Origin of the sequence: Psychromarinibacter sp. S121, assembly GCF_049801035.1 — a bacterium.
Lineage (GTDB): Bacteria > Pseudomonadota > Alphaproteobacteria > Rhodobacterales > Rhodobacteraceae > Psychromarinibacter.
In genome coordinates this window covers 207,183-219,718 of the sequence record NZ_JBNAGE010000005.1, presented here as the reverse complement: position 1 = coordinate 219,718, position 12,536 = coordinate 207,183, and the positions used below count along the sequence as shown (strand labels likewise).

Here is a 12,536-nt window from a genome sequence, read left to right as displayed (position 1 = left end):
GCGCACGCAGCCTCTTTTTCAGAACCAATCTCAAAGCAAGCTGCGCCGCTTATCTCTTTGAGTGGTACTGTCAAAGCAACCCGGCTTGTGGCGGGGCAGGGGCCTGAGTAGCGTCGCCGGATAATGAAACGCTTCCCATTTCGCTACTTCAAGACATCGCCTGAGATCGTTCGTTTGGCTGTCATGATGTACATTCGGTTTCCGCTTTCGCTTCGAAACGTCGAGGATCTGCTGCACGAGCGCGGCATCGACGTGAGCCACGAGGCGGTGAGGTTCTGGTGGCTTCGCTTCGGGCCGATGTTCGCGGCCGAGATCCGGAAGCGCCGGGTCGTCGGCATGCGGTCCAGTCGCTGGCGCTGGCATCTCGACGAGATGTTCGTGAATATCAACGGGGAGCGGCACTATCTGTGGCGGGCGGTCGATCATGAGGGCGAAGTCCTGGAAAGCTTTGTCACCAAGACACGCGATAAGAAGGCGGCCTTGAAATTTCTAAAGAAATCAATGAAGCGCTATGGTCGGCCAGACACCCTTGTGACCGATCGGCTCAGGTCCTATGGCGCGGCGCTGAGGGAAATCGGTGCCGTCGATCGCCAAGAGACAGGTCGTTGGCTGAATAATCGCGCGGAAAACTCCCATCTGCCGTTCCGACGACGGGAACGGGCGATGCTGCGCTTCCGACGCATGCGAAGTTTGCAAAAATTCGCGTCCGTCCACGCCTCTGTCAGCAACTATTTCAACTCGGAGCGCAGCCTCTCTTCCAGAGCCAACTTCAAGAAGAACCGCGCCGCTGCTCTGGCCGAGTGGCGCGATCTCTGCGCAGCATAAGGGACAGCCATCCTGTCCTTGCACAGAGGAGTTCGAATTCGTCTGACACCACCCATTTGAGGCCTGCTCAAAACAGGTGGCGCCAAGAGGGGCGAACCAGACTGATTGCGCTGACGCTACGCAAAATTTGAAGCACGCATTCGCACCCTCAACCCATCTTACCCTTCGCCCCCCAAGTGGTCTGCAACCAAGAGCTTCGTCGCTTCCAGCGATTTTTGGACCAGTGCCCGAACGCCCCTCTTCTGAACGATCTGCATGTTCGGCACCTCGACGGAGATGGGGATGTCGGCCGGCAGGCGAGTGACGATCGACGCCAGATCGATCCCGCCCTCGCCGGGTACAAGTCGTGCTGTCCGCCCCAAGGTCATCATCGCGACGCCCGAGGGGTCGTATGGGACGGGGCCATCGCAAATCTGGACATAGTTCATCAGTTCGCGGGGAATGGCGGCGATCTCGTCGAGCGTACTGTCGGACCTGTCGAAATGCAGGCAGTCGAACAGGATCGCTGCCGCCGGATGAGACGCAGCCTCGACCAATTCCCGCGCGTCGGCGATGTTGCGGATGCCCGTCCACGGCATGAATTCAAGATCGGCTGTCAGCCCGTGGTCCCAAACCAGTTCGCACAGGCGGCCATAGGTCTCGGTGATCCTTGCGCGGTTCGTATCGTCGCCCGCAACAAGGATGTGCCGGGCGCCAAGAGATTGAATCCGTTCGAGAAACGGTTTGAACCGTTCAAGTTCGGTGTCCGCGTCGAGCCGGATCATTTCGGCGTCCGACATGGTGAGGCCGGTCGCCGCCAGCACCGATTTCACCCGCATGAACAGGTCGTCGTCTGTCAGGATCGGCGGCGGTTTGTCCCCCGGACCCGCTGGCAAGAGCCGATAGCTGATCTGGTCGAACCCGAGGTCTGCGGCCAATTCGGTGGCGGCGACGGGATCGAGCCCGTTCGCCGTCAGATAGGCCATTGAGTAGCTGCGGCTCATGGCGTCACTTCATCGGGGAGAAGGCCATCGGCATGGCCACGGTGGACGTCATGTCCGGAGACAGCCAATCGGGTCCGCCCTTCGGTGGCCATTTCCCATCGGCGACCGACTGCCCGCGCGCGTCCGAGCGTGCCTCAAGCGAGGCGTAGGGCCAGATCTGCGTCAGCCGTGGCGGGCCATCGACGCCATACATGGCAATTGCGCATTTGGAGTACACGTCGCGGTCGGGCAGGGCAGTTTTCCATTTTTCCATGGTCGGCATCAACCCGTTGAGCTTCATCTTGTAGGTGCGCAGTTCGTAGACGGGGCCAAGCGGGCCGGTCGCCACCGGGCCCATGAAATCCAGCGGTCGGTAGCTTTCGACTTCGTAGTTGATGAGAAGATCCATGCAGCCGAAAGGGTTGTCGGATCGGGCCAGTCTCTCGCGCTCGTCCAGCATTTCCTCGGCACTTGCGTAGCTGCGCAGAAGGTAGACTTCGTTGAGCGACCCAATGTCGGCAAACCATGCGCCAAGCAAGTCACCCGCGCCCTTCGTCGTCCAGTTCTCGATCCCCGCAGCGGCTTTGCCCGCGCCGAAAATCTCGGTTTTGAGAGTGGAAATTTCATAGAACATCGGTGTCTTCCTCCTTGATTGCAGAGATCCCGGTGACGGGGAGCCCCGCCAAAACGCGCCCCGCGATGTATCCGAATGTCATGGCGGGTCCCAAAGTGATCCCGCCGGACGGGTAGTTGCCGCCCATGATAGAGGCGGCGTCGTTGCCCGTTGCGAACAGCCCCGCGATGGGTGTGCCGGTCTCGGACAGGACACGCGCGCAGGCATCCGTCCGCAGGCCCGCGAAGGTTCCGAGGCTGCCGGGGAGCACTTTGAGTGCATAGAATGGCGCGCGCTCAAGTGGCGCCAGCGCGGGGTTGGGCTTGTGGCCCGCATCGCCCTGAACGCGGTTATACGCGGATGCCCCGCGCCCGAATTGGGGGTCCTCGCCCTGACGCGCGCCATCGTTGAAGCGCGCAACCGTGTCTTCGAGGTCTTGAGGTGGCAGACCAATCCGGCGCGCAAGTTCCGCGAGCGATGAGGCGCGTTTGAGATAGCCCGACCGGATATGCGCTGCGTCGGGAAAGGGGAACGGCTTGACCGCGCCCATCCCGAACCGCCGCCGCGCCTTGGCATCCGCGATGATCCACGCGTGATCGGCTCCGCTGGCAAACAGTGCCGACATGAAGTCGTGGTAGCTGTCGGCCTCGTTTACGAACCGTTGCCCGTCCGGTCCAACTGCGATGATCCCAGGCTTTGCACGTTCGATGAGGTGCGGGAACCGGGCCACCGTGCCGTCCTTCATCGGCAAAAGGGAGACGGGGGCCCAGGCGCCGGGGTTCACGTAGTCCTGCGAGATCCCGGCACCGATCGCCTCGGCCAGTCTCAGGCCGTCGCCCGTGTTCTCGGGCGGCGCCGCTGAATGATGTTCCGCGCCAGTTGGCGCGTGTTCGAACATCTCGGCAATGCGGGCGCGATCATGGGGAAATCCGCCTGCTGCAAGGACCACGCCCTTTCGCGTGTGTATCGTTTGACCGGCGACGATTGCGCCTGTGACCTGACGATCCTCGGCGAGCAGGCGGGTAACGGCGGCATCGGTTCTGACGGTCACGCCAAGATCCAGTGCGCCATGCAAAAGCCGCGCGACGAGGGCGTTTCCGTTCGCAAGTTGCGCAGAGCGGCCGCGGGTTACAAGGTCGTAGGCATGGCGAGCAAGGCGTCTCAGGACGTGCATCGCGTTGGCAGGCGAGCGATACCAGTTGAAGAACGCCGCCATGTCCTTGCCCGACACCAGGGCCATTCCTGCGATCGTCGTTGGACCAAGTGGCGGACGGATGCGATCGGCCCATGGCCCAAGCTTCCGCGCATCGTAGGGCGCGACCGAGACCGAGCGCCCGCCGCTGCACGCGCCTGGACTGTCGTGAAAATCGGGTATGTGGTTGCCGTCGACCCACTCGACTGCGGAAATGTCCTGAAAGAACCCGACCATTTCGGGTCCGTTCTCAAGGAAGGCCATGACCCGTGGATCGCGCACATGGTTGCCGATTTCATGGCTAAGATAGTCCAGTGGGCCGTCGATGGGTTCGACGATGCCCGCGGCGATGGCGAGCGGATTGCGTGGCACCCAGAGCCAGCCGCCGGACCACGCGGTCGTTCCGCCGATTTGCGATGTTTTCTCTGCGACGATCACGTCCAATCCCGCATGCGCTGCGGTCAGGGCCGCAGACAGCCCTCCGGCACCAGAGCCCACGATGAGAACGTCGCAGGTTTCGGTCATGGGGCGTCTTTGTCCTGCGCCAAGCCTGCAAAGAAATGAGACGCTGGCGCTGCGGTGCCGATGTCCTGCGCGGCTTCGAAAAGCGACGGCGCAAGCTCTTCCATCCGTGCGAGCGGCACGCGCACCGCTGGCCCGGCGATCGACAGGCAGCCAAGCACGCGCCCGTCTGCCACGCCGCCTGCGCGAATGGGGCAGGCCATGGCGCCCATGCCGTCGATGTAAGAGTTCACAGCCACCGAGTATCCGCGCTTTCGCGTCTCGGTAATCGCGTCCATCAGTTCCGCAATCGTGGCCGGTCCACCGGGCGCATTGGCCTGATCCGGCAGGGCGAGGCCTGTCTTGCCGACAAGGGCGAGGATTTCGTCGTCACGCATCGTGGCAAGCAGGGCCTGGCCGCCCGCGGTCGAGGCCGGATGCACTTGCATCCCTTGTTCACGTCCCGGATCGTAGCGTAGGCCGACCGTTGCGCCCTGCGCCACCGCGACCCATGTCAGGCCCCGCTCGTCGAGCACCGACAGGCGCACGAGTTCACCGGAAATCTGCGCCAAACGGTCGAGGATCGGCTGCGCGATATCCGTCACGCCGGACCGCCCGAGAAACCCAAGGCCAAGGGCGGCCAACCGGATCGTCAGCGTGTAATCACCCTGATCGCGCTCTTGGCGGACGTATCCAAGGCGCGCGAGTTCGCGCAGCGTCCGGTGGACGCCTGACACGGGGATATCCAGGGTTTTCGCGATACTCGAAACCTGCATTCCGCGCGGGTGTTCGACCATGAGTTCGAGGATCGCGAGAGATTTTTCGAGAACGCTCGACATGTCAGGCAAACTCCGCGTGCCAGGCTTCGTTAGGGTCGACTTGGCCATGCGCGGCCACACCCAAATTGATCAGCGTCCCCATCAGGGTCGGTCCGAATGGTCCCGCGCCGGGTGTGGCGATCCGCAAGTCAGTCATTTTCCCCCCAATTCAATAGGGCTCACATTAGGTGGCGCGGGCCTAAAATGGAAGAAGTTTTAAAACTTGAAAGAGTTTCCAATTTTGTGCAACGCTAGGTCAAGCTGGCCGGCGAGGAGGATTCGATGGCCAGTGCTGGGGGGACGCACGGATGGCTCATCGAGAGATATTTGACGTGGTGGTTGTCGGAGCCGGGGCGGGAGGCTTGGCTGCTGCGACGTTCGCCGCGCTCGAAGGGGCAAAGACCCTTCTGATTGAAAGCACCGAGTATGTTGGCGGAACGACAGCGTTTTCCGCAGGAACGACATGGGTGCCGAATACGCGGTTGGCGAAAACGGTCGACGCGGTGGATAGCCCGGAGCGGGTGCTGCGGTATCTCGACAATGCCGTTGGCAATCGCAGCCCGCGCGCGATGCGGGAAGCGTTCGTCGAAAACGGTCCACGTGCAATTCACACCTTGATGGACCGGACGGTGGCGCAGTTTCGCGCGCGTCCGCATCATCCGGACTACCTGTATGAGTTGGAAGGCTCGACCGCAAAGGGCCGAGCGCTTGAGCCGGAACCATTCCGCGCCGACGCGCTTGGGCGTGACCTGCAACTGATCCGTCCCGCTATCCCCGAGTTTACCATTCTCGGTGGGCTGCAAGTGGACCGTGACGACATCAACCACCTGCTTTCCATGGGCAAGTCGACGAAATCTCTGGCCCATGCGGTGAAGTTGATCGGCACCTTCATGGTCGACAAGCTGCGCTATGGCCGATCCGCGCGTCTTGTGATGGGCAACGCACTTGTCGGGCGCTTGTTGATGGCCGCCAGGACCGCCGGTGCCGACGTGCGTGTAAAGACCAAGGTCTCTACGCTTGAACCGGAAGGGGACGGCCAGCTGTTGACGCTTGAGGGCGGCGATCAGATTCTGGCGTCAGGCGGCGTGATCCTTGCAACCGGCGGTTTCGGCCGTCACCCGACCCGCCGCGCCGAAATGCTGCCCGAGCCGCTGGCACCGCACAGCCCGACAGCCCCCGGCCATACCGGCGCGATGCATGACTTGGTTCTGGCCCAAGGCGCGCGCTATGGCGAAGGCGCGGCGTCGAACGTGTTCTGGGCTCCCATGTCGACGCGCAAGCGGGGCGACGGCAGCTGGGCGGTGTTCCCGCATTTCGTCTTCGACCGGTCCAAGCCCGGGATCGTCGCCGTCGACAAACAGGGCGAGCGGTTCACCAATGAGGCGCGCAGCTACCATGAGTTCGGCCTTGCGCAATATGCGACCGGTACGATCCCGGCCTATCTCGTCACCGATGCCGAAGGTCTGCGGAAGTACGGGCTGGGCATGGTGCGACCCGGCGCGCGAGGTGCGAAGGCGCTGATCGCGGATGGGTATCTCAAGGAAGCGCCGACACTGCGCGCGCTTGCCGCGACCTTGGGTATCTCTGCCGATGGATTGGCCGCGACGGTCACGAAGATGAATGGCTTCGCCGAGACCGGCAAGGACATGGATTTCAACCGGGGCGAAACAGTCTACGAATGTGCCAATGGCGATGCGACCCACGGGCCGAACCCGACGCTTGGATCCATCGGCACTGCACCTTTCTACGCGGTAGCGGTTACGCCGGGCGATATCGGAGCGGCCACCGGACTTGCCTGTGACGAGCGCGCGCGGCTGATCGACGGAGACAACCAGCCGATCCCGGGGCTTTATGCCTGTGGCAACGACATGCAATCGATCATGGGGGGCGTCTATCCGGGCCCCGGCATCACCATCGGTCCCGCCATCACTTTTGCCTATATCGCCGCGCGAGACGCGGTCGCGCGGGCGCGAGGTGGCCATGCGGAAAAAGCGGCGTGAGCATCATGGCGCAAACGAATTGTCCAATCATTGATGCCTTTGGTCCATTTTCAAACTCTGCCCAACTGGGCTCTAGTTTGACGCAAGGGAGAGATGGTCCAATGCGTCTGGGCCATCGTGGAGCGCGAAGAGGAGCGTTGTCGCACGAATGGGGCATCACGACGGAAATGTGCAACCGGATCGCGAGACCCTCGATGGAAGCGCGGTCATGACGAGCGAGCTCAACGGCGAGACGCAGGTCGTCTTCATCATTGGCGATCCGATCGCTCAGGTGAAGTCACCCGCACTGCTGACCGCCCGTTTCGCCGCCCGAGGGATCAATGCCGTCTGTGTGCCCGGGCACGTCACGCCCGCCGATGTCCCGGCTTTCATGGACGGCCTGAAAGCCACGCGGAATGCGCCCGGGCTTGTGATCACCGTGCCGCATAAACAAGCCTCGATGGCCTATTGCGACCACCTGACCGAGCGCGCGCGCTACGCGCAATCGGTGAACGTCATTCGAAAAACCGACGTTGGTTGGGTCGGCAGCAATACCGATGGGCAGGGCTATGTGCGCGGTATCGAAAAGGCAGGTGGGGTCATTGAAGGCAGCCGCGTTCTGCTGATTGGCGTCGGCGGCGCCGGTGCGGCGATCGCCTACGAATTCCTGGCCAGCGGCGCCGCGCATCTTGCGATCCACGAGATCGACGCAGACCGCCGTGACGGGGTGATCGAGCGGCTTGAGGGCCGGTTCCCCGGTCGGATTTCGATCGGTTCCGCCGATCCCACCGGGTTCGACATCGTCGCCAATGCAACGCCGCTCGGGATGCGCACGGACGACCCGATGCCGGTCCTGATCGAGAAAATGACGGCCACGCAATTCGCGGCTTGTCCAATAACCAAACCCGCCCGTTCGCCCTTTATCGAGGCGGCGGCGGCTCTGGGATGTCAGACCATGCCGGGGCTCGGCATGTTTCAGGCGCAAGAGGAGCTTCTGATAGACGCTCTTCTGACACTCGAAGCGGATTGAGTTCGCTACTTAAGGGAGGAGACAAGGAAATGATCCGGAGACTAGCAGCAACGACTTTGACCTGCATGGCGCTCACCGCGCCCGCCGCGATGGCGGATGTGGTGCTTGCCGACGTGGCAGAGCTTTCAGGCGCCGGAGCGGCCGCCGGTGCCGTTTGGCACGATGGGGTCAAAATGGCCGTGGAAGAGATCAACGCGTCGGGCGGTATCCTGGGGGAGATGATCGACCTGAAGGAATACGACAGCCAGACCGACCCGCAAAACAGCCGCGCCATGGTGCAAAAGGCCATCGACGAGGGCGCCTACGTTTTGCTTGGCACGGTCTATTCGTCCTCGACCGTCGTGAACATGCTGGTCGCGCAGCAAAACGGTGTGCCGCAGCTGACGGGCTCCGAAAGCCCGACGATCACCGCCAAGGGCAACCCCTATATCTTCCGCACCGCCTTTGGCGCGCAAAAGGGCCTGCCCAAACTGGTAAGCTATCTCAAGGACGGACTGGGCGCCGAAAAGATCGCCGTGGTCTGGGCCAACACAGAGTTCGGCAAGGGCGGCTATGACGCCTTCATGAGCATCGCGGACGAGCAGGGGCTGGAGATCGTCGCCGATGTCTCGACCGAGCAGGGCCAGGTCGATTTTGCCGCTGACGTCACCAAGGTCAAAGGCTCGGGCGCCGACGCGGTCTTCGTCTACCTGACCGAAGAAGAGAGCGCGCGCTTCTTGATCGAGGCTGAAAAGCAGGGCCTGGAGCTGCCGCTTGGCGGTGACACGGTGCTGGTGTCGCAGAAGGTGATCGACCTCGCGGGCGGCGCGGCCGATGGCGCCTTTGGCCATGTCGGCCTTTCCGCCGAGGCGCCTGTGCCCGCCATTCAAGAGATGGCCGCAAGGTTCCAGGAGATCTACGGCTACAGCGCCGATCACAATGCGATCAAGGGCTATATCGGCGTGTATGTCGTCAAGTATGTGACCGAGCAGATCGGCGAATTTGACCGCGAGAAGTTCGCCGAAACCCTGCATGGCCTCTGCCTGTCCGCCGCCGATTATCCCGGCGTGCTGATGGACGTCTGCTGGGACGAAACTGGTGAGATGAGCCGCGAAAGCTTCTTGGTCGAAGTGGTCGACGGGTCTCAGGAAATCACCGAAAGCCTGCCCGCAAACTAATCGGCGCGGCATAGGTGTGCGACGGCGGCATGGGGCTAGCCGCCGCACACCACCCCAAAACCCAATAACACCGTATCTCAACAAGCAAGCGGGAGGCGCGGAGCCTTGTCCGAATTCATTCAACTCATCGTGTCGGGCCTGTCGACCGGATCGATATACGCGTTGGCTGCGGTTGGGTTCACCCTGCTCTGGCAAGCCTCGCAAACGATCAACTTCGCGCAGGGCGAGTTCGTGATGGTGCCTGCATTCTTCGTGCTGGTGCTGACGGTCAAAATGGGACTGCCGGTCTGGCTGGCGATGCCGTTGGCGGTGATCCTGGCGGTCTTGATCCTGGGCGCGCTGTTCAAGCGGTTGATCGTGGAACCGATGTTCCGGCACGGGACGATCCCGCTGGTGATTGCCACCATTGCCCTGGGCATTCTGCTGAAGGAAATGGTGAAGGAATTCTACTCTCCGCTGGGGCAGCCCTTTCCAAGCTTGTTTCCGCAAACGGTGCTGAAGATCGGCAATGCCTCGATCTCGGTGCCTGATATCGCCAATCTTATCATAGCGATGGGCACCATTTTCGCCTTGCAGCTTTTCCTGTCCGGTACCCGTACGGGCCGCTCGATGCAGGCGACTGCGCAAAACCCGGATGTGGCTCAGATCCTCGGCGTCGATATCAAGCGGATGGTGCTTTATACCTTCTTGATCAATGGAGCACTGGCGGCGATCGCCTCGATCCTGATCACGCCGATCTATCTGGCGAAATTCTCCAATGGCGAGACCTTGGGCCTCGTCGCCTTCATTGCCGCCATCGTCGGTGGCTTCAACCAGATACGCGGCGCCTTGGTGGGCGGCCTGCTGCTGGGTGTGATCGACAACCTGTCGGCGGCCTATTTCTCGTCCGAGTACAGGCAGGCGCTGCCGATGCTGTTGCTGATCGTCATCATCCTGGTGAGGCCGCAGGGCCTGTTGGGCACCGCAGAGGGGCGCACGGTATGACAACGAAAATGGTACGGATCCTGTTTCCGCTTGCCGCCTTGGCTCTCTTGGTTCTGATACCCTTGGGGCAGGGGAATTATATCATCTACGTGATGACCTCCTGGCTGATGTTCTCCATCGCGGCGATGGGCCTCAATCTGACCCTTGGCTATGCGGGGCAGATCAGTCTGGCGCAGGCCAGTTTCATGGGGATCGGCGCCTATATCACCGCGCTTCTGACACTGGCCGGTTACCATTGGGTGGTGGGCTGGGTCGCGGCGATGGGGGCTTGCTTTGGCATCGGGCTGCTGCTTGGCTATCCGGCACTCAGGGTGCAGCATCACTTCCTTGCCTTCGTGACTCTGGCCTTCAACACGCTGGTCTTTCTGGTCTTGCGCAACGAAGAGTGGCTGACCGGCGGCAACCACGGCCTTGTCGGCATGCCGCGCCCAAGCTTCTTTGGCATTTCCACCGGCAAGAACCTCGAATTCTACTATTTCGTCCTGGTCCTTTTCGTGATCTCGGCAGCGGTGTTCTACTGGATCGTCAATTCGCCGTGGGGCCGCGCCTTCAAGGCGTTGCGTGAAAATCCGGTGCGCGCCGAGAGCCTGGGCGTCGACACCCGCCGCATCACCCTTCTGGCCTTTGCCATTGGCTCGGCTTTTGGCGGAGGCGCCGGGGCTATCATGTCGCCGCTGGTGCAATTCATCGAGCCGGGCTCCTTTGCGCTGGTCCATTCGCTGAAAATTCTGCTGATGGTCGTCGTCGGCGGGGCAGGGCTGTTCTACGGTCCGATGCTGGGCGCGGCGGTGGTGATCCTGCTGCCGGAATTCCTACGCTTCACCGAAGGCTATTACCTGATGATATACGCCGCGTTGGTGATCGTGCTGATGGTCTATTCGCCCACCGGCCTGATCGGGCTGGGCACGAAACTTTGGCAACAGATCAGGCCACAAAGCGAGGTCCGCAAGGATATGTCGAAGGGGGCGCAGCTATGAGCGATACCGTCCTTTCCGTGCGCAACATTTCAAAGTCGTTCGGCGGCATCCATGCTGTCAACGATGTCTCCTTTGACGTGGGCAAAGGCGAGGTGCTTGGGCTGATCGGGCCAAATGGGTCCGGCAAGTCGACGCTGTTCAACTGCGTCCTTGGGCAATTGCCGGCCGATGCGGGCGAGGTACAGATCCACGGGCAGCGGGTTGGCCAGATGCGGGCGTCACGGTTGAACAAGCTTGGGGTTGGCCGCACCTTTCAGCAATTGTCGGTGTTCCCGCAAATGTCGGTTCTCGACAATATTATCCTGGCAGGTCAAGAGCATCACGGCTCGATGGCGTCGCGCCTCTTCGGCCCCTCGGATGCCGGTCTGACTGCCGAAGCGGACCGCATGATCCAGTTTTTCAAGCTGGAACACCTGCGCGATGAGATGGCCGGGAGCCTGTCCTACGGGCAACAAAAGCTGGTGGACGCGGCAATGGCATTCATGGCCGGTCCGTCGCTGGTGCTGCTCGACGAGCCTGCGGGCGGCGTTAACCTGACAATGCTCGCCAACCTGAAGGATCGGCTCGAGACCTACAACCGCGAGCACGGCACGACATTCGTGGTGATCGAGCACAACATGGAGTTCGTCATGACCCTGTGCACCCGGATCATCGTTCTGGCCGAAGGTGCGATCATCGCCGAGGGGACGCCGGACGAAATCCGGTCGAACCAGCAAGTCATCGACGCGTATTTGGGAGGCTGAGATGCTTGAACTAAAGAACATCTTCGGCGGCTACGGAAAAATCACCATTCTGAACGGGACCAGTTTCAAAATTCCCGAAGCCTCCATCACGACCGTCATTGGTCCGAACGGTGCGGGCAAGTCGACCGTGTTCAAGGCCATCTTCGGCTTGTTGAACATCCATTCCGGCTCGATCCTATTGAACGGAAAGGATGTGACCGGTTTAAGCCCCAAGCAATTGATCGCGGAGGGTGTCACTTACGTGCCGCAGGGCCGCAATGTCGTGCCGCAACTGTCCGTTTACCACAACCTTGAGCTTGGCGGGATCACAGCCGCCGATCAGGGGCTGGTCAAGAAGCGCATCGAAGCGGTCATGGATCAGTTCCCCATGTTGCGAGAGTTCCGCGACCGCAAGGCCATCGAGCTGTCGGGCGGGCAGCAAAAACAGCTTGAGGTGGCCCGTGCGCTGCTGCTTGACCCCAAGCTGATCCTGATCGACGAGCCGTCCATCGGGCTTTCGCCGAACCTTGTCCAAGAGGTGTTCCGCACGCTTCAGGAGTTGCGCGACCAAGGCGTGACGATCCTGATGGTCGAACAGAACGCTAAGTCGGCGCTTGCGATGTCGGATTATGGGCTGGTGCTTGAACTCGGGCAAACGCGGATGCACGACCGTGCGGACGTCCTGCTCGCGGATCCGAAAGTCGGGCATCTGTTCCTTGGCGGGCATATCGACGAGGAAGCACCGGTATGAGCACGCCTTTGGTCCTTGGTCTCAA

The 12,536-nt window shown here is 61.6% G+C and carries 12 protein-coding genes; 8 read left to right on the top strand and 4 right to left on the bottom strand.

Annotated features, from left to right (window positions below; translation table 11 throughout):
• Positions 1 to 123 precede the first annotated feature (123 nt).
• The gene (locus tag ACP156_RS21650) at positions 124 to 825 is read left to right on the top strand and encodes an IS6 family transposase (protein WP_425053470.1); all 702 of its coding nucleotides are present in this window, start codon (positions 124 to 126) and stop codon (positions 823 to 825) included.
• 158 nt (positions 826 to 983) lie between these two features.
• On the opposite strand, the gene ACP156_RS21645 is transcribed toward ACP156_RS21650, so the two are convergent.
• Genes ACP156_RS21645 through ACP156_RS21630 form a run of 4 tightly spaced genes read right to left on the bottom strand, consistent with a single transcriptional unit; the run spans position 984 to position 4,932 of the window.
• Positions 984 to 1,808: a sugar phosphate isomerase/epimerase family protein gene (locus ACP156_RS21645; protein WP_425053469.1), complete on the bottom strand. Its 825-nt coding sequence runs from the start codon at positions 1,806 to 1,808 to the stop codon at positions 984 to 986.
• 4 nt (positions 1,809 to 1,812) lie between these two features.
• Complete coding sequence (locus ACP156_RS21640) at positions 1,813 to 2,421, bottom strand: NIPSNAP family protein (RefSeq protein ID WP_425053468.1); 609 nt, start codon at positions 2,419 to 2,421, stop codon at positions 1,813 to 1,815.
• Positions 2,411 to 4,117 carry an FAD-dependent oxidoreductase gene (locus ACP156_RS21635; protein WP_425053467.1) on the bottom strand — a complete coding sequence of 569 codons (1,707 nt, stop codon included), beginning with the start codon at positions 4,115 to 4,117 and terminating at the stop codon, positions 2,411 to 2,413. The genes ACP156_RS21640 and ACP156_RS21635 overlap by 11 nt, the downstream gene beginning before the upstream one ends.
• A complete protein-coding gene (locus ACP156_RS21630; RefSeq protein WP_425053466.1) occupies positions 4,114 to 4,932 on the bottom strand; it encodes an IclR family transcriptional regulator in 819 nt (272 codons plus the stop codon). Before ACP156_RS21630 ends, ACP156_RS21635 begins: the two co-directional genes overlap by 4 nt.
• A gap of 287 nt (positions 4,933 to 5,219) precedes the next feature.
• Here ACP156_RS21630 and ACP156_RS21625 point away from each other — a divergent pair, with 287 nt between their 5' ends.
• From ACP156_RS21625 to ACP156_RS21595, 7 genes are all read left to right on the top strand, one after another.
• Positions 5,220 to 6,911: an FAD-dependent oxidoreductase gene (locus ACP156_RS21625; protein WP_425053465.1), complete on the top strand. Its 1,692-nt coding sequence runs from the start codon at positions 5,220 to 5,222 to the stop codon at positions 6,909 to 6,911.
• Between the two features lie 208 nt (positions 6,912 to 7,119).
• Complete coding sequence (locus ACP156_RS21620) at positions 7,120 to 7,920, top strand: shikimate dehydrogenase family protein (RefSeq protein ID WP_425053464.1); 801 nt, start codon at positions 7,120 to 7,122, stop codon at positions 7,918 to 7,920.
• Between the two features lie 29 nt (positions 7,921 to 7,949).
• A complete protein-coding gene (locus ACP156_RS21615; RefSeq protein WP_425053463.1) occupies positions 7,950 to 9,077 on the top strand; it encodes an ABC transporter substrate-binding protein in 1,128 nt (375 codons plus the stop codon).
• A 105-nt stretch (positions 9,078 to 9,182) separates the two neighbouring features.
• A complete protein-coding gene (locus tag ACP156_RS21610; RefSeq protein ID WP_425053462.1) occupies positions 9,183 to 10,061 on the top strand; it encodes a branched-chain amino acid ABC transporter permease in 879 nt (292 codons plus the stop codon).
• 8 nt (positions 10,062 to 10,069) lie between these two features.
• On the top strand, positions 10,070 to 11,038 hold the full coding sequence (locus ACP156_RS21605; RefSeq protein ID WP_425053461.1) for a branched-chain amino acid ABC transporter permease: 969 nt from the start codon (positions 10,070 to 10,072) through the stop codon (positions 11,036 to 11,038).
• Positions 11,035 to 11,781, top strand: coding sequence for an ABC transporter ATP-binding protein (locus ACP156_RS21600; protein WP_425053460.1), 747 nt, complete (start codon positions 11,035 to 11,037; stop codon positions 11,779 to 11,781). The genes ACP156_RS21605 and ACP156_RS21600 overlap by 4 nt, the downstream gene beginning before the upstream one ends.
• Position 11,782: 1 nt before the next feature.
• On the top strand, positions 11,783 to 12,511 hold the full coding sequence (locus ACP156_RS21595) for an ABC transporter ATP-binding protein (protein ID WP_425053459.1): 729 nt from the start codon (positions 11,783 to 11,785) through the stop codon (positions 12,509 to 12,511).
• Positions 12,512 to 12,536 lie beyond the last annotated feature (25 nt).

Excerpts from the sequence above, each read along its gene's own strand:
- ACP156_RS21605 (WP_425053461.1), top strand. The coding sequence starts at position 10,070 with ATGGTACGGATCCTGTTTCCGCTTGCCGCCTTGGCTCTCTTGGTTCTG.
- ACP156_RS21615 (WP_425053463.1), top strand. The coding sequence starts at position 7,950 with ATGATCCGGAGACTAGCAGCAACGACTTTGACCTGCATGGCGCTCACC.
- ACP156_RS21595 (WP_425053459.1), top strand. The coding sequence starts at position 11,783 with ATGCTTGAACTAAAGAACATCTTCGGCGGCTACGGAAAAATCACCATT.
- ACP156_RS21635 (WP_425053467.1), bottom strand. The coding sequence starts at position 4,117 with ATGACCGAAACCTGCGACGTTCTCATCGTGGGCTCTGGTGCCGGAGGG.
- ACP156_RS21600 (WP_425053460.1), top strand. The coding sequence starts at position 11,035 with ATGAGCGATACCGTCCTTTCCGTGCGCAACATTTCAAAGTCGTTCGGC.
- ACP156_RS21640 (WP_425053468.1), bottom strand. The coding sequence starts at position 2,421 with ATGTTCTATGAAATTTCCACTCTCAAAACCGAGATTTTCGGCGCGGGC.
- ACP156_RS21620 (WP_425053464.1), top strand. The coding sequence starts at position 7,120 with ATGACGAGCGAGCTCAACGGCGAGACGCAGGTCGTCTTCATCATTGGC.
- ACP156_RS21630 (WP_425053466.1), bottom strand. The coding sequence starts at position 4,932 with ATGTCGAGCGTTCTCGAAAAATCTCTCGCGATCCTCGAACTCATGGTC.
- ACP156_RS21650 (WP_425053470.1), top strand. The coding sequence starts at position 124 with ATGAAACGCTTCCCATTTCGCTACTTCAAGACATCGCCTGAGATCGTT.
- ACP156_RS21625 (WP_425053465.1), top strand. The coding sequence starts at position 5,220 with ATGGCTCATCGAGAGATATTTGACGTGGTGGTTGTCGGAGCCGGGGCG.
- ACP156_RS21645 (WP_425053469.1), bottom strand. The coding sequence starts at position 1,808 with ATGAGCCGCAGCTACTCAATGGCCTATCTGACGGCGAACGGGCTCGAT.